Origin of the sequence: Nonomuraea sp. NPDC049158 (genome assembly GCF_040648335.1) — a bacterium.
In the GTDB taxonomy this organism is placed as follows: Bacteria; Actinomycetota; Actinomycetes; order Streptosporangiales; family Streptosporangiaceae; genus Nonomuraea.
In genome coordinates this window covers 1-23,144 of sequence record NZ_JBEZDM010000048.1, presented here as the reverse complement: position 1 = coordinate 23,144, position 23,144 = coordinate 1, and the positions used below count along the sequence as shown (strand labels likewise).

Genomic DNA, 23,144 nt, shown 5'->3' with positions numbered 1-23,144 from the left:
CGGCTCGATACATCGACGTGAGAGGGGGCGGTTCCAGTGGCCAGCGGACAGGGCAGAGTGCTGGAGCTGGCCGTGCTCGGGTCGCTGCACGAGACGCCGCTACACGGCTATGAGCTGCGCAAACGGCTCAATGCCTTGCTGGGCATGTTCCGCGCCTTCTCCTACGGGTCGCTCTACCCCTGTCTGCGCTCACTGCTGGAACAGGGCCTCATCGTGGAGGAGCAGCCGGCGCCCGCCGCGATCGTCGGAGGCCGCTCGAAGATCGTCTACAAGCTGACCGCGGAGGGCAAGGAACGGCTCCAGGACCTGCTGACGCAGGCAGGGCCGTCCGCGTGGGAGGACGAGAGTTTCGGCGTCCACTTCGCGTTCTTCAGGCACACGGAGGCGGAGGTGAGACTGCGGATCCTCGAAGGCCGCCGCAGCCGCCTGGAGGAACGCCTCGACAGCGTGCGCACCGCCCTGGCCCGCACCAGGGAGCGCCTCGACAGCTACACGCTCGAACTGCAACGTCACGGGCTCGAATCGGTCGAACGCGAGGTGCGGTGGCTGAACGAGCTGATCGCGACAGAGAGACGGGGCTCCTCTGAGGAGAACCCCGAGAGATCAACTGATGAGTAAGGGAGCGAGTGCGATGGGTTCGGTTCGCGTGGCCATTGTCGGTGTTGGCAACTGCGCGGCGTCACTGGTTCAGGGCGTTCACTATTACAAGGACGCCGACCCGGCCACACGGGTGCCGGGCCTGATGCACGTGAAGTTCGGCGACTATCACGTGGGCGACGTCGAGTTCGTCGCCGCGTTCGACGTCGACGCCAAGAAGGTCGGCCACGACCTGTCCGAGGCGATCGGCGCCAGCGAGAACAACACGATCAAGTTCACGGACGTGCCGCCCACCGGGGTGATCGTCCAGCGTGGTCATACCTACGACGGACTTGGCGAGTACTACCGCGAGATCATCGAGGAGTCCGACGAGTCGCCGGTCGACGTCGTCCAGGTGCTCCGCGAGAGCCAGGTGGACGTCCTGGTGTCCTACCTCCCGGTGGGCTCCGAGGCGGCCGACCGATTCTACGCCCAGTGCGCGCTGGACGCCAAGGTGGCGTTCGTCAACGCGCTGCCGGTGTTCATCGCCTCCGACCCGGAATGGGCGGAGAAGTTCACCCAGGCCGGTGTGCCGATCGTCGGCGACGACATCAAGTCGCAGGTCGGCGCCACCATCACGCACCGCGTGCTGGCCAAGCTGTTCGAGGACCGCGGGGTCGAGCTGCTGCGCACGTACCAGCTCAACGTCGGCGGCAACATGGACTTCATGAACATGCTGGAGCGCAAGCGCCTCCAGTCGAAGAAGATCTCCAAGACGCAGTCGGTCACCTCGCAGATCCCGCACGAGATGGCCAAGGCCGACGTGCACATCGGCCCGTCGGACCACGTGCCGTGGCTCGACGACCGGAAGCTGGCCTTCGTGCGGCTGGAGGGGCGCTCGTTCGGCGACACGCCGCTCACCCTGGAGTACAAGCTGGAGGTATGGGACTCGCCCAACTCGGCGGGGATCATCATCGACGCGGTGCGGGCCGCCAAGATCGCCCTCGACCGGGGGATCGCGGGGCCGATCCTGAGCGCGTCCTCCTACTTCATGAAGTCGCCGCCGGTCCAGTACTCCGACGACGACGCGCGCGACTACGTCGAGAAGTTCATCCGCGGCGAGGTCGACAGATAGGTCCGTGGTGCGGCGCCGTGCGCTCCGCGCGGCGCCTCACAGAGCGTCATGGGCAGCGCTTCGGGCGGCCGGAGGCAGCTCCTCCGTCGGAGCCGGGCGCCAGTCCAGGGGGTTGGTGCCCAACTCGTTCAGCATGGGGACCTGTTCGCGGCACCACGGGCTGATCGCCAGCAAGGTGCTCAAGACGCCGTCCGCGAACTCCTTCCAGGGCATCCACCGGATTTCGTCAACCTCTTCCGGATTCGGGATGGCGGAAGTGTCGACCGTCACGCGATAGACGGGGCAGAGCTCGTGTTCGACGATGCCGTTGGGCATGACCGCGCGGTAGGTGAACGCCGGCAGCATGAGGTCCGCCCGCTCGACCGTCAGGCCGAGCTCGTAGGACAGCCTGCGGATGACCGCCTGGTCCAGCGGCTCGCCGGGGAGCGGGTGACCGCAGCAGCTGTTGGTCCACACGCCCGGCCAGGTCAGTTTGCGCGCGGCGCGCCTGGTGAGCAGGACGCGGCTGTCCTCGTCGAAGACGTAACTGGAGAACGCCAGGTGGAGCGGGGTTTCCTGGCCGTGCACCGTGGTCTTGGGAGCGGTGCCGATCGCGTTGCCGTCGCCGTCGACCAACACCACGTGTTCTTCCTTCGTCACGCTACGAAGCGTACGTGATCATGTTGGCCACTGGCGACGAATGACTGCCTGCTGTACCAACCTGTGAATCGGGCGGAAGTAGGCTGACTGCGTGTCATTCGTCGCCGATCTTCGCGTGGTCCTGAAGGGCAGGGACTTCCGACGGCTGTTCGCCACCCGGCTGGTCTCCCAGTTCTCCGACGGGGTCTTCCAGTTCGCCGTGGTCGGCTTCGCCTTCTTCAGTCCGGAGACGCAGACCACGGCCCTGCAGGTGGCCGCGGGGCTGGCCGTGCTACTGCTGCCGTACAGCATCCTGGGCCCGTTCGTCGGCGTCTTCATCGACCGCTGGTCGCGGCGGCAGATCCTCGTCGTCGCGCCGCTCGTGCGCGGCGCGCTGCTGGTCGTGGCGGCGGCGCTGGTCGCCGCCGACGTGCCCGACACGGTCTTCTACGCGGCCGCGCTCGGCGTGCTCGCGGCCAACCGGTTCTTCCTGGCCGCCCTCGGCGCGTCGCTGCCGCACGTGGTGCCTGAGGACCGGCTGATGGCCGCCAACGCGGTCACGCCCACCTCGGGCACGGTTTTCACCTTCCTCGGCGCCGGCGTGGGGTTCCTGCTGCGGGAGCTGTTCGGCAGCGGCGACTTCGGCGTGGCGCTGCTGCTGGCCGTCTCGGGCGTGGTCGCCGGGATGAGCGCGCTGATCGCCCGCACGATGGAGCGCTCGCTGCTCGGCCCCTCCTTCGACCCCGAGCGGCCGCAGGCCCGCGAGGCCGTACGCAACGTGCTCATCGGCCTCGCCGACGGCGCCAAGCACCTGGTGGGCCACCGCACGGCCGCCGCCACGATGGGCGCGATGGCGACACACCGGTTCATGTACGGCATGGCGACCGCGCTCGGCATCATTCTCTACCGCTACTACTTCTCCGGCGGCGATTCCGAGGTGGCGCTGCGTGGGCTCAGCCTGGTCGTGGCCACCTCGGGCGTCGGCTTCTTCCTCGCGGTGATCGTCACTCCGTGGGCCACCGCGCGGTTCACGATCGAGCGGTGGGTGCCGATCGCGCTGGTCATCGCCGGCGTGCTCACCGCGGTGCTGGTCGTGCCGTTCCAGCCGTGGAGCCTGCCGATCGCCGGGTTCGTGCTCGGCATCGCCGGGCAGAGCGTCAAGATCTGCGCCGACGTCACGGTCCAGCGCGACGTGGAGGACGCCTACCTGGGCCGCGCCTTCTCGATCTACGACATGCTCTTCAACGGCATGTACGTGCTGGCGGCCGCCCTGTCCGCGGCGATCCTGCCCGCCAACGGCAAGTCCTACACGGCCGTGGTGATCGTGACGGCCGGCTACCTGGCGGGCGCCCTGATCTACCGGATGATCATCCCGACGCCGCGCGCCACGGCCTCCCGCTGATCATCCGGGGCGCCGCGCCACGGCCTCCTGCTGAGATCAGGCCGGCGCCGTGTCGTCGGCGGGTGACGCACCGCTCTCCCGCGCCCACTCCAGCAGCGCCTCGGTGGCGGTCTCCTTGCCGACCATCCCCTTGTCCAGGCGGAGCTCCAGCAGGAATTTGTACGCCCGCCCGACGATCGGACCGGGACCGACGCCGAGGATCCGCTGGATCTCGTTGCCGTCGAGCTCCGGACGGATCTTGGCCAGCTCCTCCTCGTCGGCCAGCCGGGCGATGCGCTCCTCAAGCTGGTCGTACGTACGCGACAGCGCGGTCGCCTTGCGCTTGTTGCGCGTCGTGCAGTCGGCCCTGGTCAGCTTGTGGAGCCGGTCGAGCAGGTGACCGGCGTCGCGCACGTAGCGGCGCACCGCGCTGTCGGTCCACTCGCCCGTGCCGTAGCCGTGGAAGCGCAGGTGCAGCTCCACCAGCTGCGACACGTCGGCCACCACGTCCTTGGGGAACTTGAGCTCGGACATGCGCTTCTTGGCCATCTGCGCCCCCACCACCTCGTGGTGATGGAAGGAGACCCGCCCGCCCGCCTCGTGCCGCCGCGTCTTGGGCTTGCCGATGTCGTGCAGCAGCGCGGCCCAGCGCAGGATCCGGTCGGGCTTGCCGTCGTCCTCCTGGGCGATGGCCTGGTCGAGGACCGTCAGCGTGTGCTCGTAGACGTCCTTGTGCCGGTGGTGCTCGTCGATCTCCAGGCGCAGCTTGGGCAGCTCGGGCAGCACGTGCGCGGCCAGCCCGGTCTCGACCAGCAGGCGCAGGCCCTCGCGCGGGTAGGTGCCGCAGGTCAGCTTGTCGAGCTCGTCACGGATGCGCTCGGCCGAGACGATCTCGATGCGCTCCGCCATGTCGGTCATCGCCGCGAGGGCCTTGGCGTCGACCGTGAAGCCGAGCTGCGAGGCGAACCTGGCGGCGCGCAGCATGCGCAGCGGGTCGTCGTCGAAGGACTGCTCGGGCGTGCCCGGCGTGCGTAGCAGCTTGGCCGACAGGTCGGTCAGGCCGCCGTAGGGGTCGATGAACTCGTGCCCCGGCAACCGCACGGCCATCGCGTTGACCGCGAAGTCGCGCCGCTCCAGGTCGGCCTCCAGCGTCTCGCCGTACATGACCTCCGGCTTGCGGGACTTCGGGTCGTACGACTCGCTGCGGTAGGTGGTGATCTCCAGCAGCGAGCCGCCCTTCCGCACGCCGACCGTGCCGAAGTCGATGCCGATCGTCCATACCGAATCAGCCCAATCACGGACCATTTCCAGGACCCGTTCGGGCCGGGCATCGGTGGTCAGGTCGAGATCGTTGCCCACGCGGCCGAGCAGGATGTCGCGCACCGGGCCGCCGACGAGGGCCAGCTCGTGCCCATGCGCGGCGAACAACCGGCCGAGCTCGTCGGCCACCGGAGCGATCTTGCGGAACAGGTCGGTCATGGCCCGCTGCTGGCTTTCGGTCAGATTTGAGTCGGACAAGCTGGGTAGGTCCTTTGATTCCGGAACATATCCCCCGAGCAATATCGAGTCGGGGTTACCGTCGGTCAGGGGACCGTCGGGGGCCATGGAACCAGGCCAGGAGGTCTTCTATGAAGGACGCCCTCGCGATCCACCGCTGGCTCCTCGCACACCAGGTCCATCATGAGATCGTACGCCTTCCGCGCCCCATGACTTGCGTGGACGAGTTGCCCGACGCGGTCTCCGCCGCGCCCGAGCGGTGCGTGGCGGTCACGGTGTTCGAGGTCGCCACGAGAATCGGCCGCGAGGTCGTCGTCGCCGTGGTCTCCGCCGTCTCGGACCCACCGCAGGCCGGGGCCGTCTGCGGCGCGCTCGGCGTACGGGAGGTACGCCCCGCCCCCGACTTTCTGGTCAATTCCGTCACCGACTACGCGGCCGGGCTCGTCAGCCCGTTGCTGCTGCCCGAGGGCGTGGCCGTGGCGGTTGACGACCGCCTGCGCCCCGATGCCGACGCGATCTTCACAGCCACCGGGGAACGCCACACGGCCCTCACCATGCGCGCCCTTGACCTGCTGACACTCCTGCCCGGCAAGACGGTGAACCTGCGCATCCCAAGGCCCAGAGGATCCCGCCAGGCGGTCGCGATACGGCACTGAGCCCGTACCATTGCGGGCGTGCGTCGTACTCCAGCTCGGGCGGACGCGTGATCCGTAAGGTCACGCTCCTCGCCGTACTGTCCGCCGCGTTGCTCGCGCCCATGGCCGCGACGACGCCGAGTACTGCTGCCACGAAGACGCCGGGCATAGCCGCCGGGAAGGCGAGCAGGCAGTCGATGGACGTGTCGATCACGTCCATCACACCCGACGTTCCTACGAGCCAGACCACGCAGATCAAGATCGCCGGAGTGGTCCGCAACGACACGGCCGAAGCGATGACCAGCCTGCGGGTTCAGCTGCGTTACTGGGAGCAGAGGTTCACCGACCGGGCCATCATGTCCGCCTACCAGGCCGACCAGAACCCGGCGACCCTGCCTCGCAGGCTCTCTACGCAGGTCTCCTTCATGGACATCCCGGCGCTGGAGGCGGGTGCCTCCAAGACCTTCGAGCTCCTGGCGACGCCCGTGCAGCTCGGGCTGCGGTCGTTCGGTGTCTATCCGATCTCCGTCGAAGTGGCCCGGTTCGGTGCGCCGATCACCACGCCGCAGCGCACCTACCTGACGTACGCGCCGCCGACCCCGCAGAAACCGCCGCGCAACCGGCTGGCCATCGCGCTGCCCATCATCGACCAGACGCATCGCGCCGAGAACGACAACTTCGTCGACGACAAGCTGGGCACGCAGCTGACCGGCAAGGGCCGGCTCGCCGAGCTGGCCGGCATCGCCGCCACGGCGCCCAAGAGCGTCACCTGGTTCGTGGACCCCGCGCTCCTCGACGACGCGCAGGCTCTGTCCCGCAAGCACCGGCTCAAGGGCAAGGACCAGGCCGCCGACCCCAACGCCGCGCAGTGGCTCAACTCGCTGCGCACCGCGCTGGCCTCCTCCCCGGTCGTGGCCACGCCGTACGCCGATCCCGACGTCGCCGCGCTCGCCCACCAGGGGCTGGACGGCCAGACCGCCACGGCGATCACGATGGGCGGCCAGGTCGCCACGGAGCTGCTCAAGCGCGGCGACGTGTCGCTGACGACGAACTGGCCGGTCGCGGGCGTGCTCGATCCCGACGCGCTCGACCTGCTCTCCGTCGCCAAGGTCGACCGGGTCCTGCTCAACTCCACGAACCTGCCGCCGCAGCCGCCGGTCGCGTTCACGCCCGACGCCGTCACCACGCTCGACAGCGTCCAGGGGCCGGTCACCGCGCTGGTCGCCGACGCGGAGCTCACGCGCACCTTCGAGCCCGACTCCACCACGCCGGAGTCGGTCTTCCTGAGCAAGCAGCGCTTCATCGCCGAGACCGCGATGGTCGCCGCCGAGCCTGGTCAGATCAGTCCCCGGTCGCTGGTCATCGCACCCTCGCGCCGCTGGGACCCCAACCCGAAGCTGGTCAACAGCCTGCTCAATACCGCGAACCGGCTGCCGTGGCTGAGGTTGACCTCGCTCGACTCGCTCAAGCCGAGCAAGGCGTCCGTGCCCAGGGCCGGGCTCACCTACACCGACCAGGACCGCAAGGACGAGCTCAGCGCCAAATACCTCGCCCCGCTCAAGAACGTCACCGAGAAGGCGCAGCTCACCGCCCTGATCGCCGCGGAGCCCAAGCCGCACTCCGATTTCGACGCCGCGGTGCTCAGGATGCTCTCCTCGTCCTGGCGCAACAACACGCGCGCGGGCCGCGCGGCCACCAAGCTGGTCGACGGGGCCGTCCAGACCCAGATGAACAAGATCTCGATCACCGGGGCCGCCCCCGACCAGCTGCGCCAGCTGGCCGGAAGCAACGGCCAGGTGCCCATCAGCGTGAAGAATTCGATCGGTGAGACGATCGCTCTCTACATCGACGTGAAGAGCAACAACCCCGGAGTCCTCCAGATCGACACCACGCCGGTCAAGAAGCTGCTGACGATCCCCAACGATCAGAACGGCGGCGTCCAGGTGCCGATGAACGCGACGACCAGCGGTGACGCCACGGTGAGCGTCCAGCTGACGACCAGGGACGGTCTGCCGTACGGCAAGCCCGTCAAGCTGACGATCCGCACCACCGGCTACACGGGGATCGCCCTGGTCATCGTCGGGGCGGCGCTGGCGGTCATGCTCGCCGCGGTCGTGACACGGGTGCTTCGGCGCAGATCGCAGCAACGGCTCGCTCGGGCCGCCAAGAGCCGGGAGAGTGAGACCGTATGAGCCGCATGTTGCGGGCCAGCGCCATCATGGCGGCGGGCACGATGGTGTCCAGGGTCACGGGATTCGTGCGGACGATGGTGCTCGCCTCGGCGATCGGCACCTTCGCCATGGGTGACGCCTACAACGCCGCGTACGCGATCCCGTACAGCATTCTCGACCTGCTGCTGCTCGGCGTGCTCAGCAGCGTCGTGGTGCCGATGATCGTCAAGGCGCAGCAGCGCGACTACGACGGCGGCCGGGCCTACGAGCAGCGCCTCATGACGCTGGCCACGGCCGCGCTGCTGGTCGTCGCCGTGCTCGCCGTGCTGGCGGCCCCGCTGCTCATCGACCTCTACACCACCGACTGGCTGCCCGGCAGCCGCAAGTTCGAGGTCGCGGTGTTGCTGGCCCGGTTCATCCTGCCGCAGCTGGCCTTCTTCGGTGTCGGCGCGGTGGCCGGGGCCATTCTCAACACGCGTGACCGTTACGCGGCTCCCATGTGGGCGCCGGTGATCAACAACCTCGTGGTCATCTGTGTGCTCGTGCTCTACATGGTGGTGGCCGGCAAGACGGGGGGCGACATCGGCCTGGTCACCAACGGCCAGATCGCGCTGCTCGGCCTGGGCACAACGGCGGGCATCGTGGCCCAGGCGGCCGTGCTGATCGTCGCGCTCAAGCGAATCGGGTTCTCCTTCGTCCCGCGCTTCGACGTGCGCAACGCGCGGCTCGGCGAGATGGGCCGGGCCGGGATCTGGACCATCGGCTACGTGGTGGTCACGCAGCTCGGCTTCATGCTGACGACCAACCTGTCCAGCGCGGCGGGCGACGCGGTGCCCGGCCACGGCATCAGCCCGTACACCCTGGCCTTCCAGCTCTTCCAGCTGCCCTACGGCGTCATCGGCGTCTCGGTGATCACGGCCATGCTGCCCAGGATGAGCCGGGCGGTCGAGGCCGGGCAGCTCGGCGAGGTCCGCACCGAGTTCGGGTCGAGCGTGCGGTTGATCAGCTCGGTGATGGTCCCGGTCTCGCTGCTGCTGATGGTGCTCGGCCCGGCGATCACTGTGCCGTTGTACGCCCACGGCGTCACCTCGGCTGACGCGGCCATCTACATCGGCAATGTGCTGCAGGTCTACGGCCTGGCGCTGGTGCCGTTCTCGATCTTCCAGTTGCTGCTGCGGGTCTTCTACAGCTTCGGCGACACCCGGACGCCCGTTTACGTGGGCGCGGCGACGACCGCGGTCAACGCGCTGCTGATGGTAGTCTTCAACGTCCTGCTGCCGGCCCGATACACGGTGATGGGGTTGGCCTTCGCCTATGCCGTCGCCTACACGATCGGGGCCGGCGGGGCCTGGATCCTCGCCGCCCGCCGGGTCCAGGGGCTGGGTGGCTGGAAGATCGGGATGGCTCTGACGAGGATGTACCTGTCCGCACTGCCCGCGGCGGCGCTGGCGCTGGTGGCCGTCTGGGCGGTTCAGGATGTGTTCGGCGGGCTCACCTTCCTCAACTCGGTGATCGCCTTGGCTGTGGGCGGCGGTCTGGGCATGCTGTTGTATCTGGGTGTGGCCCATCGCATGCGCATCCCGGAGATCAACTCGATCGTTGGGATGGTTGCCGGGCGGGTAGGCAGGTAAGGAACGCGGGTGGAACCGGCGCGGCACTAGCATGGTGCCGACACGGCGCGAATGGAAGCAGGAGGGGCGTGGGCGGATCCACCCGGCATAGCGTGCCTTCGTGGTACACCCCCACGCAGGTGAGTCGAGTCATGAGCACCCCCGAGCGGCCGAGCGGAGTCAGTCAGTGAGCACGTCGTCGGTCGAACCCGGCACCCGTCTCGCCGAACGCTTCCGGCTGGAAGACCGGGTCACCGAGTCCGATGGAGCCACCCTGTGGAAGGCCATCGACGAGATCCTCGCCCGGCCCGTCGCGGTCCACACCTTCTCCCCTGACTTTCCCCGCGTCCACGAGGTGGTCACGGCCGCCCGCGCCGCCAGCAGGCTCACCGATCCGCGCCTGACGCAGGTGTTCGACGCCGCCGAGCACGACGATCATTCGTACGTGGTCAGCGAGTGGGTCACCGGCGACACCCTGTCCGACCTGCTCGCGGCCGGCCCGCTGGAGCCGGAGCGGGCCGCCGGCCTGGTCGCCGAGGCCGCCGAGGCGCTGACCCACGCGCACGAGGCCGACCTCTACCACCTGTGCCTGCGCCCCGCGCACCTGGTGTGGACGACCGGTAACACGGTCAAGGTGCTCGGCGTCGCGGTCGACGCCGCCCTGTCCGGCCTCACCACCGACCAGCCCGCCCTCGACGACGCCGAGGGGCTGGGCCGTCTGCTGTACGCGGGGCTGTCCGGCCACTGGCCGGGCGACGAGGAAGAGGGCGGCCTGCCCACGGCGCCGATGATCGACGGGCACTTCTGCACGCCCCGCCAGGTCACCGCCGGAGTGCCCGGATACCTCGACGCGGTCACCATCAGGTCCTGCCTGCCCGAGTCCCGCAAGGGGCAGGCCGCCCTGTCGAGCCCGTCCGAGATCGCCGACGCGCTCGCCAACGTCGCCCGGCCCATGCCGATCCCGATGGCCTATCCCCAGACGCCGGCGGTGCAGTCGGCCTCGCACTCCGAGGGCATCGAGACCGATCGGCGCCCGCCGCGCCCGCCGTTGCCGACGCAGCCCAGACCCATGCCGCCCCGCGCGCCCAGCGGCGGCAGCATGCTCAACCGGGTGCTGATGACCGTCGTGGTGCTGCTCGTCATCGCCGCGGTCGGCGTCGGGGCCTGGACGATCGGCCGCAGTCTGGGCAGTCCGAACGCCCCGCAGGCGGAGACCTCGCCGAGCACCTCGGCCTCCGCGTCGGCGCAGCCGATGGTCGTCGTGAAGCCGGAGAAGGCGACCGGCTTCGATCCGCTCGCCGACCGCGATGAGAAGAACGAGATGGCGCCGCTCGCCATCGACGGCAAGCCCAGCACGCTCTGGAAAACGGAGAACTACAACAGCGCCGACCTGGGCAACCTCAAGGCCGGCGTGGGATTGCTGCTCGATATGGGCAAGAGCATGCCGATCGGCGACGTGGTGGCTACGCTGGCCGATACATCGGGCGCGAGCGTCGAGCTGAAGGTCGGCGACTCGCCCGAGCTGGGCTCGCTGAAGACCGTCGCCAAGGAGAAGAACGGGTCCGGAAAGATCACCTTGAAGCCTGATCAAGCCGCAAGCGGCAAGTACGTTTTGATCTGGTTTACCCGTCTTCCGGCAGATGCGGGCAAGTTTCATGGCACCATCTATGAAGTAGTGGTGCATTCTCCCGGATCGGCATAACCCAGGAATCCCTCTTGTGAACTCCCCACCCGAGCCACCTTCCTCCGCGGATCGGCCCGCCGTCACCGACGCCGAGCTGCTGACCGCGCACATCAACGGGGATCCTCACGCCTTCAGCGAGATCGTCAAGAGACACCGTGACCGCATGTGGGCCGTCGCCCTGCGCACGCTGGGCGATCCCGACGAAGCGGCCGACGCGGTGCAGGACGCCTTCGTCTCCGCCTACCGGAAGGCGAGCACGTTCCGCGGCGAGGCCGCGGTCACGACCTGGCTGCACCGGATCGTGGTGAACGCCTGCCTCGACCGGATGCGCCGCAAGTCCGTCAGACCGGTCGCCGATGACGAGCTCATCGAGGCCGCCGAGCGTGACACGCCGATGCCCGACCAGACGGGTGAGCGTGAGGTTTCGATGGAGGTTTCGGCCGCGCTGAAACTGCTTCCGACCGACCAGCGGGCCGCGCTGGTTCTCGTCGACATGATGGGCTATTCGGTCGAAGACGCAGCTCAGGTGCTTGAAGTGCCCAGCGGGACGGTGAAGAGCCGGTGCGCGCGGGGGCGCGCGAAACTTGCCCCAATTCTTTCGCATCTGCGGAACCGATCGGACCTCAGTCGCGTCTCATCCGCGAAGGGAGCAGAACTTCGTGACGGGTGATACGCACTACGATCTGGAAATCCTGGCCGAGTTGGCCGAGGGTCTCCTAGACGCTGGCACGGCCCGCCAGGTCCGCGAGCATCTCGCGGTATGCGACCCCTGTGGGGAGCTACTGGCCGACCTGGCAGCGGTTCGCGAGGTGCTCGCGGCGACTCCGACACCGGCCATGCCGATGGGAGTCGCACTGCGCATCGACAAGGCTCTGGCCGCCGAAGCGGGATCCGCGCGCGGGGGAGGTGTCGGCCTGGCGGAACCCCCCAACTGGGATGAGCTCATGCGGGACTCCCCATGGGAGCAGTCACCGCGGGAGCCGGAGCCGGTACGCCTCGGAGTGGTCTCCGACGACGGCACCATCGTCCCTGCCAAACGCACGGCCGCACGACGGCGCCGATGGGCGATGCCCGCGGTCGCCGCTGCTGCCGCGGCGGCTGTGGTGGGCACCGTGGTGCTCTCCACCAGCATGCTCGCGGGCGGTGGTGGTGGCACCATCGCCAGTGGGAAGCAATTGCAGACCGGGCAGGCGTCATCGCCGCCGCCCAAGGCGGATGTGCGGCCCAGGGCGTACGCGCTGACCGACAGCGGGCACAACTACAGCGACGAGGAGCTGCGCCAGCCGCTCGAAGGCCTCTTCGGGCCCGCGCCCATAGTGGGTGGCGGCTCCTCGGACATCGCCGTGGTGAACAAGTGCGTCAGCCGGGTGGCGGACCGTACGAAGCTCAAGGTCTTCGCGGTCGACCAGGGCCAGTACAACGGGTCGGAGGCCATCATCATGACCTCCTGGAAGAACAAGTCGGCCAAGACGCTCCGCATCGACATCGTCGACCCGTTCAACTGCAAGAACCTGCGTAAGCCGATGGTGGGGCGCTGGTAGCTCGTTGATCCCTTGATGCGCATGTGTTGACGTCCACGTCAGAGCCCGCTTCGGCGGGCTCTTTCGGTTTCGGCGTGCGTTGAGGACGGGGCCGGGAATCACGGCGGCCTAGGATCTGTTGAGGCGACAGGCAAGAGCAGACTAGGAAGGCGTGAGAGCGTTGAGCGACGTGCGTAACGTGATCATCATTGGATCCGGCCCCGCTGGATATACGGCGGCCGTCTACTCCGCGCGCGCCGAGCTCAAGCCGCTGGTCTTCGAGGGCTCGGTCACGGCGGGCGGCGCGCTGATGAACACCACCGATGTCGAGAACTTCCCCGGTTTCCCCGACGGCATCATGGGCCCCGATCTGATGGACAACCTGCGTAAGCAGGCCGAGCGGTTCGGCGCCGAGCTGGTCGCGGACGACGTACTCGAAGTGGACCTTGAGGCCAACCCCAAGGTGATCAAGACCCACAGCGAGACCTACTACGCCAAGTCGGTCATCCTGGCGATGGGCTCCGGCTACCGCGAGCTGGGCCTGCCCAACGAGAAGCGCCTGTCCGGGCGAGGCGTCTCCTGGTGTGCCACCTGTGACGGCTTCTTCTTCCGCAACAAGGACATCGTGGTCGTCGGCGGTGGTGACACCGCGATGGAGGAGGCCACGTTCCTGACCCGCTTCGGCCGCATGGTCACCGTCGTGCACCGCCGTGACGAACTGCGGGCAAGCAAGATCATGCAGGAGCGGGCGTTCGCGAACGACAAGATCCGCTTCATCTGGGACACCGAAGTCGTCGACGTCCTCGGCGCCGACAAGGTCGAGGCCGTCAAGCTGCGCAACCTCAAGACCGGTGAGGAATGCGAGCTGGCCACCGACGCGCTGTTCCTGGCGATCGGCCACGATCCGCGCAGCGAGCTGGTCAAGGGCCAGATCGACCTCGACGACGACGGCTACGTCAAGGTCGACGCGCCCAGCACGGCGACCAACGTCGACGGCGTCTTCGCCGCGGGCGACGTCGTCGACCACATCTACCGGCAGGCCATCACCGCGGCTGGCACCGGCTGCTCGGCGTCACTCGACTCCGAGCGCTGGCTGGCCTCGAACGAAAACTAAGGAGCGCACCGTGAAGGCAGTAACCGACGCCACCTTCGAGGCCGAGGTCCTCAAGAGCGACAAGCCCGTCCTCGTTGACTTCTGGGCCGAGTGGTGCGGCCCATGCCGTCAGGTATCGCCCATCCTCGAGGAGATCGCCAAGGAGCACGGCGACAAGCTGGAGATCGTCAAGCTCAACATCGACGAGAACCCGGATGTCCCGCGTGACTACGGTGTGCTCCAGATCCCCACCCTGAACGTCTACAAGGGTGGAGAGGTCGTGAAGCAGATCATCGGTGCCAAGCCGAAGGCCATGCTGCTTCGCGAGCTCGAAGGCATCATCTGACGACGCCCGCAGCGTTGCAGTTGGAAGCCCCCTGGTGCGCCCAGGGGGCTTCTGTCTGTTTGGCCCTTTGGGCCGCAGCGTCCTTGAGAAGGCGTCAGACGGGGCGAAGGGCGCGTTCCGGGCTCATGGAGCCGAGTAGGCGTTCCAGGGCCACCTCGACGTCCTCGCGCCACGAGACGGCCGTCTTCAGCTCCAGCCGGAGCCGGGGGAACCGCAGATGCGGGCGTACCGTCTTGAAGCCCACGGAAAGCAGGTAGTCAGCCGGAACCACGCAGCTCGGCTCCTCCCACTTGAGGTCGCCGAACGCCTCGATGGCCTTCACTCCGCGTCGCGTCAGGTCCTTGGCCACGCCCTGGATCAGCATCCGGCCCAGACCGCCGCCCGAGAACTCCGGAATGATGTGCGCGGTCATCAGCAGCACCGCGTCGGCGCTGACCGGTGAGGTGGGAAAGGCCACCGAGCGGGGGCTGTAGAGCGGCGGGCTGTAGACGACGAATCCGGCGGGCACCCCGTCGACGTACACGATCTTGCCGCAGCTGCCCCATTCGAGCAGTGTGCCGGAGAGCCATGCCTCTTTCTCCAGCTCTGGACCACCGGAGTCGATCGCGCGCTCCCCGCTGACCGGGTCGAGCTCCCAGAAGACGCACCGCCGGCAGCGGCGCGGCAGATCGTCCAGATTGTCCAGGGTGATGTTGACCAGCCGACGCGACAACTACGGCCCCAATCGTTGACCCGGAAAAGCGCGCGAAAAACGCGTCTCCAGCTGGCATCGTAGCCCAGTGACGCCCCGCCATCGGGTAGCACGACGGTCGAGCCCGGTCACAGCCGACATGTCCGACTACCGTAATCTGGTAGTTCAGCGACAAATGACACCAAGGAGGTGGACCGTGACAGGAGAGCTGGATCACGGTCAGACGCCCGCGACCCAAGGGTCGCGCATCGATGCCTACGTCGATCGGTACGCCGCACGAGCTACCGGGATGGTCGCCTCCGAGATCCGAGCTCTTTTCGCCGTCGCGTCGAGGCCCGAGGTGGTCTCGCTCGCCGGCGGCATGCCGTACGTCACGGCCCTCCCCCTCGACATGGTCGGCGAGCTGGTGTCCGATCTGGTCACCAGGCGCGGTCCCGTCGCGCTGCAGTACGGCTCCGGCCAGGGCGATCCGCACCTGCGCGAGCAGATCTGCGACGTGATGCGGCTGGAGGGGATCCAGGCCGGGGCGAACGACGTGGTCGTCACCGTAGGTTCGCAGCAAGCGCTTGATTTGGTCACCCGGATCTTCATCGACCCGGGTGACGTGGTGCTGGCAGAAGGCCCGTCGTACGTGGGCGCCCTCGGCACTTTCGCCGCGTACCAGGCCAAAGTGGTGCATATCGCCATGGACGATCAGGGCCTCATTCCCGAGTCGCTCGCGCAGACCATCTACGCGCTGGAGACCGCGGGCGCCCCGATCAAGTTCCTCTACACGATCCCGACCTTCCACAACCCCGCCGGTGTCACCCTGAACCTGGCGCGGCGGCAGCAGGTGCTCGACATCTGCCAGCGGGCCGGAGTACTGATCATCGAGGACAACCCGTACGGGCTGCTCGGCTTCGACGGCGAGCCCATGCGCGCGCTGCGGGCCGACAATCCCGACGGCGTGGTCTATCTCGGGTCGTTCTCCAAGACGCTCGCCCCGGGGTTCCGGGTCGGCTGGGCGCTGGCGCCGCACGCCGTCCGCGACAAGCTCGTGCTGGCGATGGAGTCGGCCGTACTGTCGCACTCGTCCTTCACCCAGCTGGCCGTGGGCCAGTACCTCGCCACGCAGCCGTGGGAAGAGCAGATCAAATCGTTCAAGGAGCTCTATCGCGAGCGACGCGACACGCTGCTCGACGCGCTCTCGGCGCTCATGCCCCCCGAGGTCACCTGGACACGACCGGCCGGGGGCTTCTTCGTGTGGGCGACGCTGCCGGAGGGCCTGGACTCGAAGGCCATCCTGCCGCGGGCGGTGGCGGAGCGGGTGGCGTTCGTGCCAGGGACCGGATTCTTCTCCGATGGGAGTGGGGCTCGGCAGATGCGGCTGTCCTACTGTTTCCCTGAGCCGGATCGGATCCGGGAAGGGGTCCGGAGGTTGGCTGGAGTGATCGAGCAGGAGATCCAGCTGCGGGACACGTTCGGGACGGGGTCGGCTCGGGGGCACGCGGGCGTGGACACGCCCGGGCCCGACCTGGCCTGATCCTCTCTCGCCTGCCGGCGTCTCGGTTGGGACGCCGGCTCTCCCTCGCAGTGCATATCTATGCATTCCGTTGGTCATGGCCCGCACGGTAGAAAGTGCCTGCCGTACACCATTCCACCCCAGCCCCGGTACGGTTGGACAGCGTGCGATCAGCGGAGGAGAACAAATGAGCGATCTGGGCCACGTGCTCGTGCTGGCCGGGGGCCTCTCCTACGAACGGGAGGTGTCCCTGCGCTCTGGTCGCCGGGTGAGTGAGGTGCTGCGGGCGGTGGGCATCGACGTGGAGGCCCGCGACACCGACGCGTCCCTCGTGCCGTCCATCCTGGCCGACCCACCGGACGCGGTCTTCGTCACGCTGCACGGCGGCGCGGGTGAGGACGGCGCCATCCGTTCCATCCTCGAACTGCTGAACGTCCCCTATGTCGGCGCCGACCCCGACGCCTGCCGCGTCGCCTTCGACAAGCCCACCGCCAAGGGCGTCGTACGCTCGGTCGGCCTGCGCACCCCCGAGTCGGTCACCCTGCCCAAGGAGACCTTCCACGACCTCGGCGCCACGGTCGTCCTGGGCCGCATCGTCGAACATCTCGGCCTCCCCCTGTTCGTCAAGCCCGCCCGCGGCGGCTCCGCCCTGGGCGCCTCGATCGTCCGCACCGCCGAAGAGCTCCCGGCCGCGATGGTCGGCTGTTTCGCGTACGGCGACACGGCGCTGATCGAGCGTTACGTGGAAGGTGTCGAAGTGGCGGTCTCGGTCGTCGACCTGGGCAACGGCCCGATCGCTCTGCCCGCCGTGGAGATCGTCCCGGACGAGGGCGTCTACGACTACGCGGCCCGCTACACCGCCGGCCACACCGAGTTCTTCGCACCCGCCCGCCTCTCCGCCGAAGCAGCCGCCGCCTGCGCCGAAACCGCCGTGAAGGCTCACACCGCCCTGGGCCTCCGCGACGTCTCCCGCACCGACCTCATCGTCGACGCCTCAGGCCAGCCCCACTTCCTGGAGGTCAACGTGGCTCCCGGGATGACGGAGACGTCGCTGCTACCGATGGCCGCGGAGGCTGCGGGCCAAGACCTGGGCGACCTGTGTCGCATCCTCCTCCAGAACGCCGCCGCCCGCGTACACGCTTGACGTCCACGCGTCCCCCGCGCTCCCCTGGCACTGACCTCACGCCGCCTTCAACCCTGAGGCACGACCCATGCCTCCGGGTCTGCAGCGTTGGCCGCTGACCTGTCTGGCCTTCGCACGCCCGGTGTTCGTCTTCTCCCGTCCGCCCGCCTTCTCTCGTCCGCCCGTCTTTTCACGGACCCCCGGACCCCGGACCCCCGGGTTCCCGGGTTCCCGGGTTCCCCGCCCGGCACCCCGGGACCACGCCCCCTTAGCCTTCGCGATCCAACATCAAAAGTAGCCTGGGCAAGTGCCGATCGATTCGACCTATCCCAAGAGCTTCGCCAGCGACAATCACGCAGGCGTCCACCCCACCATCCTCGAAGCCATGGCTGCGGCGAACCAAGGGGACGCACCCGCCTACGGTGGCGATCGCTGGACATCAACCTTCGAGGACCACATCAAGGACGTCTTCGGCCCTGGGGCGGAAGGCTTCGCCGTCCTGAACGGAGCCGGCGCCAACATGGTCGGCCTCGCACCCATGCTCGGCCGCTACGACGCCATCATCTGCGCCGACACCGCCCACATCGCCACCCACGAAACAGGCGCGACAGAACGCCTACTGGGCGCAAAGCTCCTGACAACCCCAACAGCCGACGGCAAGCTACGCCCCCAGGACATCACCACACGCCTCGACATCGTGGGCAGCCACCACAACTCCCAACCCCGCGTGGTCTCCATCTCCCAGGTAACCGAACTCGGCACCTGCTACTCCCCCGAAGAAATCGCCGCCCTCGCCGATACGGCACACGCCGCCGGCCTACTCCTCCACGTGGACGGCGCCAGACTGGCAAACGCAGCCGCCCACCTGAACACCACCCTCAGCGCCATCACCACGGAAGTCGGCGTAGACATCTTCAGCTTCGGCGGCACCAAGAACGGCGCGTTGGCAGCTGAAGCAGTAATAGTCCTCTCCTCTTCTTCCCTCGCCCACGCCATCCCCTTCCTCCGCCGCCAGTCCCTCCAGCTGGCCTCCAAGATGCGCTTCGTCTCAACCCAACTCTCGGCCCTCCTCACGAACGACCTCTGGCGCCACAACGCAACCCACGCCAACGAAATGGCCACCCGCCTCGCCAACGGCATAGCCGATCTCCCCGGCGTCACCCTCGCCTACCCCGTCCAATCGAACGCCGTCTTCGCCACCCTCCCCAAACCAGCCACGGCCGCCCTCCTCACCCGCTACCTGTTCCACTACTGGGACGAGACCGCCGGCACCGTCCGCTGGATGACCGCCTTCGACACCACCCCGGACCACATAGACGACTTCCTCGATGACATCCGCAAGTCCCTCGTGATCCCCTGATCCCCTGGGCCGGACAATCGCGTGAGCTCCCCGCCCACGCACTCCACAAGCCCGCAGCCCACGGTTTCACGTGAAACAACCCTCCCCCGGCCGCGCAGTCGCGCCAGGTGACCAAGCCGACGGTGGCCGCCAAGCAGTTGCTCACGACCTGGCATCAGGACGACCTCTGGCCTCGACCTCTGGCCTCGACCTCTGGCCTCGACCTCTGGCCCGAGGCAGCTTCGCGGCCTCGGGGCCCCGCGGCCTCGCAGCAGGGCGTCGCCAGACTCAGTCGAACGCCGGACGCCGGACGCACCACCGACGCCCTTGTTTCACGTGAAACCATCCACCCGCCAGCACAACGGCAACCCATTCACAGCACCCTCCGCAGGCGGAACGTCCATGGATGACATCCCGCAGAGCGCGGCCATGCTGCCCAGGATGAGCCGGGCGGTCGAAACCGGCGGTCGAAACCGGGCAGCTCGGCGAGGTCCGCACCGGGCTCCTGCTCGCCCACATCGGAAACGCGCAACGGGATCGTTGATCCTCCATTGGGTGGAACACCGCCCATGGCGGCGTAGCCCCGCGAGCGAGGGAGGCAGTGGGCGACGGGAAGCGTCCTTTCCGGATGAAGTTGGCGGCCGGGACAGGTTATGAGCTGGCGTAGTCCCGCGAGCGAGGGAGACGGTGGGCGACGGGAAGCGTCCCTCCCGGATGAAGTTGGCGGGCCGGGGCAAGTTATGAGCTGCGGTCTGACACCTTGGCCTGAACGGTTTCACGAGGGGTTGCTCAAATCTTCCTAACAGCGGGGAGGGGTGCTCTTCCTGTCGGCGGGAAGGGACGCAACCTTCGGGAGTAGATGTCCGGGAGTAGATGTCCGGGAGTAGATCATCATGAGCACTGGTGAGCTTGGTTGGTTCAGGCGCCCGGAGGATGGGCCGGGCCGGCTTCCCGGGTGATGTGGATCAGCGCGCGTGAAGGCATTCTCACCGTCGCGACAAGAAATAGGTGTGATCGTGTACAACACGCGTAGCGGGAGAGATCAACCGGCGGTTCCGGCCGATCTCTTCGACCGCTACTTCGCCGAGATCCACCGGTACATCGCCCGTCGCCTGCCTGCGGACGACGCTGATGACCTAGCGCCGCCGGGGTGTTCCTCGCGGCGTTGCATGGCGAATACGACCCAGATGTGGGAGAGGTCAGGCCCTGGCTGTACGGCATCGCTACCAACTTGGTCGCACGGCACCGCCGTACCGAGACCACGCGGTGGAAGGCACTCAGCCGCGCGGCGGAGCGTGACTGGGACGGCCACGAGGATCCCGCACTGAACCGAGTGCTCGATCGGGTGGACGCCGCGCGCTTCACCGGTCCGCTCGCGGGGGCGCTGGCCGCACTGAAGCAGCGCGATCGCGACGTGGTGCTGCTGATCGCGTTGGGCGACCTGAGCCACGCCGAGGTCGCCTCCGCCTTGGACATTCCCTACGGAACCGTCGCGTCCCGCCTTAACAGGGCACGCAAGCATCTTCGCGCGGCGCTCGGCGCGCTGAAGGAGGACATCGATGGATGAGCTCGAACTGCTCGCCCGGGCACTGCCGGACGGGGCCTCCGCCCTCGCCCGAGGTGGTCGCTCGCGCTCGCGCCTTCCTCGCCGCTCACGCCACCTCGCCGCTCACGCCACCTCGCCCCTCGCGCCTTCCTCGCCGCTCACGCCACCTCGCCGGTGACGGCGCGCGCTCCCGCCTCGCCACCGGCCGCTGCCGCACGCGAGTGTGGGTGTGGGCGGTGGGCTCGGCTGTGGCCACGACCGCGATGGTCATAGCAGTCACACTGGTGGCCAACCTGATTTCTGCGCTCGTGGGGATCGAAGTCGCTCCCCGCGTACACGCGCACCTTCTTGGACATGGAGACCGGCGCCACGCTGGCGCGGGCCAGTTGTGTGCCGGGCGGCTCCAGAGGCGACATCCTGACTCACTACACCGCGCAGGCGCCTGAGACAGGGTGGATCGCGTCTCGGCCCACACCGCCGAAGCCCTGCAAGGTCAGGTAACCGGGGTTAAGGAGGCCCGCGCACAGGTGCCGCCGACACGCCACTCGGGAGCCCGCTCGGGGTGGCCACCGGGAGCCTCGCTCCGGCGTCCGCTGGTCCACTCGGAGGGTCCACTCGGGGGGTCCACTCGGGGGGTCCACTCGGGGGGTCCACTCGGGGGGTCCACTCGGGGGGTCCACTCGGGGGGTCCACTCGGGGGGTTCACTCGGGAGCCTCGCTCCGGCGTCCGCTCCGGGTGGCCGCTCGGGTGGCCGCTCCGGGCGTCTGCTCCGGGCGTCTGCTCGGGGACGCGAGATCGTCGACCGGCCGGGCAAGGCCTGCGCGTGGCCGCTCCGGGCGTCTGCTCGGGTTGCCGCTCCGGGCGTCCATCGAGATTGCCGCTCGAAGCTCGGCGACTTTCCTTACGAGTGGCGGCGGTTGGTGGAGTTGGAGCTGGTGGTGTTTCACGTGAAACACGAGCTACTCCGGCGGACATCCACAGATCAGAGATCGGAGATCGGGTTCAGCGGGCCCCGGCGTACGCGCCTCGTCGGCGCCGAAGGGCTTCTCGGCCTCGGTCACTGACATCGCGAGCACCTCGCTGATGTCGCGGCCGGGCTTTCTGCATGCGCTCGCCGTCGTTCCCCAGGCGACGCCGCGCCTTAGGGGCCATGGTTTCACGTGAAACGGCTAATGGTTTCACGTGAAACAGGGGTCAGTCTTCGGTGTCCTTCATGGCGCGGGCGGCCTCGGGAGCCATGGTGCCGATGATGCGCTCAAGGTCGTCGATCGTCGCGAACTCCACCACGATGCGTCCCTTACGGCGGCCGAGGTCGACTTTAACCTTGGTCTCGAAGTGGTCCGAGAGGCGGTCTGCGAGGTGGACCAGGCCTGGTGCGGTCGGCTTGTTGGGCTGGCGGTCGCGGGTGGTCTTGGGGGCCGCCTTTGAGCTGCCGAGAGAGACGATCTCTTCTACGGCTCTGACCGAGAGGAGTTCGGCGACGATCCGCTTGGCCAGTTGGATCTGCTCTTCCGGGCTATCGAGGCTGAGGAGGGCGCGGGCATGGCCGGCGCTGACGGTGCCGGCGGCGACGCGGAGCTGAACCTCCGGCGGGAGGTTGAGCAGGCGAAGGGTGTTGGTGATGTGGGAACGGGATCGGCCGACCTTCTGGGCGAGCTGGTCGTGTGTCGCCCGGAAGTCGTCGAGGAGCTGCTGGTACGCGGCGGCTTCTTCCAAGGCGTTGAGTTGCTCGCGCTGGAGGTTTTCGATCAGGGCGTCTCTGAGGAGTTCGTCGTCCTGGGTGTTGCGGACGATCGCGGGGATCGGATCGAGCTCGGCCAGTTGGCAGGCGCGCCAACGGCGCTCTCCCATGATCAGCTCGTACTTGCCGCCACCCACCGAGCGCACGACGATCGGTTGCAGTAGACCGACCTCGCGGATGGACGCGGACAACTCAACGAGGCGCTCGTCGTCGAAGACATCACGCGGCTGACGTGGGTTGGGGACGATCGCGCTGAGGGCGATCTCTCTGAAGTACGCTCCGGCAATCGGCCTCGGGCCGGCGGTCTCCCCCGTTGCGCCATTCGTGGGGGCGACTGTCCCGGTGTTGTCAACGATGGGACCGGTCGGGATGAGTGCCCCGAGTCCCTTGCCCAGTCCCCGCCGATGCTGACTCACTGCTTCTCCTCATCCACCGGGCCGATGCCGGTCACTCCAGGAGAGGTTACCGTCGTCGACGCAACAGGGTGCCCGCTCGCCACACGCGGTTCCTCCGGATTTACACCGCCACAACCTCAGGCGTACACATCCGACCAGGCATGCACTCCGCGGGCCCTCCACCCCCTGGGTTTGGCCGTGAAGAAAGATCGTTCGGAGAGATTCGGATCTTGGAGTGGAAGTGTGGGGGTTTGTCCGAGCGAGTGGGCACCGCCGCATGCCGCGCTCTCCTCGGACGTCGTCTTGTCGATAATCCGCATCACGACCCTGTGAGTGTGCGTTGCGCGGACTTCGAGAGCATGGTGAGCGGCCCACGGTCCCGTGAGTGGCCTCCGGTGTGCCTGCGGGCCTTACCTCGCCTGCAAGGCCTCCACGGGGCTGTCGGGGTGTCAACGGCCAAGTGGGTGTCGCCGCTGGTGGCCATGTAGAAGTCCCCACCTCTTCGTAGTTGACTACTTCTTGATCAAGCGTGCTGGTGTCC

19 protein-coding genes are annotated in these 23,144 nt (G+C 68.1%); 15 read left to right on the top strand and 4 right to left on the bottom strand.

The features are described from left to right. The first annotated feature begins 36 nt into the window (after nucleotides 1–36). Together AB0B61_RS51290 and AB0B61_RS51285 are read left to right on the top strand one after the other, a co-directional pair. Nucleotides 37–618 carry a PadR family transcriptional regulator gene (locus tag AB0B61_RS51290; protein WP_357655325.1) on the top strand — a complete coding sequence of 194 codons (582 nt, stop codon included), beginning with the start codon at nucleotides 37–39 and terminating at the stop codon, nucleotides 616–618. A gap of 13 nt (nucleotides 619–631) precedes the next feature. Beyond that, entirely contained in the window at nucleotides 632–1,711 is a 1,080-nt protein-coding gene (locus AB0B61_RS51285; RefSeq protein WP_358448600.1) for an inositol-3-phosphate synthase, read from the top strand. A gap of 36 nt (nucleotides 1,712–1,747) precedes the next feature. On the opposite strand, the gene idi is transcribed toward AB0B61_RS51285, so the two are convergent. Continuing rightward, nucleotides 1,748–2,350 (bottom strand): isopentenyl-diphosphate Delta-isomerase, encoded by a 603-nt coding sequence (gene idi / locus AB0B61_RS51280; RefSeq protein ID WP_358448598.1) that lies wholly within the window; start codon nucleotides 2,348–2,350, stop codon nucleotides 1,748–1,750. 91 nt (nucleotides 2,351–2,441) lie between these two features. Here idi and AB0B61_RS51275 point away from each other — a divergent pair, with 91 nt between their 5' ends. After that, nucleotides 2,442–3,731, top strand: a complete 1,290-nt coding sequence (locus AB0B61_RS51275; protein WP_358448596.1) for an MFS transporter — start codon at nucleotides 2,442–2,444, stop codon at nucleotides 3,729–3,731. 36 nt (nucleotides 3,732–3,767) lie between these two features. Here the strand turns inward: AB0B61_RS51275 and AB0B61_RS51270 are convergent, their stop codons facing one another. Continuing rightward, nucleotides 3,768–5,189 (bottom strand): CCA tRNA nucleotidyltransferase, encoded by a 1,422-nt coding sequence (locus AB0B61_RS51270; protein ID WP_358448660.1) that lies wholly within the window; start codon nucleotides 5,187–5,189, stop codon nucleotides 3,768–3,770. A gap of 149 nt (nucleotides 5,190–5,338) precedes the next feature. Here AB0B61_RS51270 and AB0B61_RS51265 point away from each other — a divergent pair, with 149 nt between their 5' ends. The 8 genes from AB0B61_RS51265 (at nucleotide 5,339) to trxA (ending at nucleotide 14,266) form a co-directional block, all read left to right on the top strand. Then, nucleotides 5,339–5,863 carry a YbaK/EbsC family protein gene (locus AB0B61_RS51265; protein ID WP_225300933.1) on the top strand — a complete coding sequence of 175 codons (525 nt, stop codon included), beginning with the start codon at nucleotides 5,339–5,341 and terminating at the stop codon, nucleotides 5,861–5,863. Between the two features lie 47 nt (nucleotides 5,864–5,910). Beyond that, nucleotides 5,911–8,034, top strand: coding sequence for a DUF6049 family protein (locus AB0B61_RS51260; protein WP_358448594.1), 2,124 nt, complete (start codon nucleotides 5,911–5,913; stop codon nucleotides 8,032–8,034). Continuing rightward, a complete protein-coding gene (murJ, locus tag AB0B61_RS51255) occupies nucleotides 8,031–9,644 on the top strand; it encodes a murein biosynthesis integral membrane protein MurJ (protein WP_358448592.1) in 1,614 nt (537 codons plus the stop codon). Before AB0B61_RS51260 ends, murJ begins: the two co-directional genes overlap by 4 nt. A gap of 166 nt (nucleotides 9,645–9,810) precedes the next feature. Continuing rightward, nucleotides 9,811–11,325, top strand: coding sequence for a protein kinase family protein (locus AB0B61_RS51250; protein WP_358448590.1), 1,515 nt, complete (start codon nucleotides 9,811–9,813; stop codon nucleotides 11,323–11,325). A gap of 16 nt (nucleotides 11,326–11,341) precedes the next feature. Beyond that, the gene (gene sigM, locus AB0B61_RS51245; protein WP_358448589.1) at nucleotides 11,342–11,977 is read left to right on the top strand and encodes an RNA polymerase sigma factor SigM; all 636 of its coding nucleotides are present in this window, start codon (nucleotides 11,342–11,344) and stop codon (nucleotides 11,975–11,977) included. Then, nucleotides 11,967–12,848, top strand: a complete 882-nt coding sequence (locus AB0B61_RS51240; RefSeq protein ID WP_358448587.1) for a zf-HC2 domain-containing protein — start codon at nucleotides 11,967–11,969, stop codon at nucleotides 12,846–12,848. Before sigM ends, AB0B61_RS51240 begins: the two co-directional genes overlap by 11 nt. A gap of 160 nt (nucleotides 12,849–13,008) precedes the next feature. Next, nucleotides 13,009–13,941: a thioredoxin-disulfide reductase gene (gene trxB / locus AB0B61_RS51235; protein ID WP_358448659.1), complete on the top strand. Its 933-nt coding sequence runs from the start codon at nucleotides 13,009–13,011 to the stop codon at nucleotides 13,939–13,941. A gap of 10 nt (nucleotides 13,942–13,951) precedes the next feature. Beyond that, nucleotides 13,952–14,266 (top strand): thioredoxin, encoded by a 315-nt coding sequence (gene trxA, locus AB0B61_RS51230; RefSeq protein ID WP_225300927.1) that lies wholly within the window; start codon nucleotides 13,952–13,954, stop codon nucleotides 14,264–14,266. 94 nt (nucleotides 14,267–14,360) lie between these two features. Here the strand turns inward: trxA and AB0B61_RS51225 are convergent, their stop codons facing one another. Continuing rightward, nucleotides 14,361–14,978, bottom strand: coding sequence for a GNAT family N-acetyltransferase (locus tag AB0B61_RS51225; RefSeq protein WP_358448585.1), 618 nt, complete (start codon nucleotides 14,976–14,978; stop codon nucleotides 14,361–14,363). 268 nt (nucleotides 14,979–15,246) lie between these two features. Between AB0B61_RS51225 and AB0B61_RS51220 the strand changes: the two genes are divergently transcribed. From AB0B61_RS51220 to AB0B61_RS51205, 4 genes are all read left to right on the top strand, one after another. After that, on the top strand, nucleotides 15,247–16,479 hold the full coding sequence (locus AB0B61_RS51220; protein ID WP_358448658.1) for a PLP-dependent aminotransferase family protein: 1,233 nt from the start codon (nucleotides 15,247–15,249) through the stop codon (nucleotides 16,477–16,479). 166 nt (nucleotides 16,480–16,645) lie between these two features. Beyond that, on the top strand, nucleotides 16,646–17,602 hold the full coding sequence (locus tag AB0B61_RS51215; RefSeq protein WP_358448583.1) for a D-alanine--D-alanine ligase: 957 nt from the start codon (nucleotides 16,646–16,648) through the stop codon (nucleotides 17,600–17,602). A 286-nt stretch (nucleotides 17,603–17,888) separates the two neighbouring features. Next, the gene (locus tag AB0B61_RS51210) at nucleotides 17,889–18,941 is read left to right on the top strand and encodes an aminotransferase class V-fold PLP-dependent enzyme (protein WP_358448581.1); all 1,053 of its coding nucleotides are present in this window, start codon (nucleotides 17,889–17,891) and stop codon (nucleotides 18,939–18,941) included. 1,129 nt (nucleotides 18,942–20,070) lie between these two features. After that, nucleotides 20,071–20,487 carry an RNA polymerase sigma factor gene (locus AB0B61_RS51205; protein WP_358448579.1) on the top strand — a complete coding sequence of 139 codons (417 nt, stop codon included), beginning with the start codon at nucleotides 20,071–20,073 and terminating at the stop codon, nucleotides 20,485–20,487. A 1,174-nt stretch (nucleotides 20,488–21,661) separates the two neighbouring features. Here AB0B61_RS51205 and AB0B61_RS51200 read toward each other — a convergent pair. Next, nucleotides 21,662–22,624, bottom strand: a complete 963-nt coding sequence (locus AB0B61_RS51200) for a ParB/RepB/Spo0J family partition protein (protein WP_358448578.1) — start codon at nucleotides 22,622–22,624, stop codon at nucleotides 21,662–21,664. Between the last annotated feature and the right edge of the window lie 520 nt (nucleotides 22,625–23,144).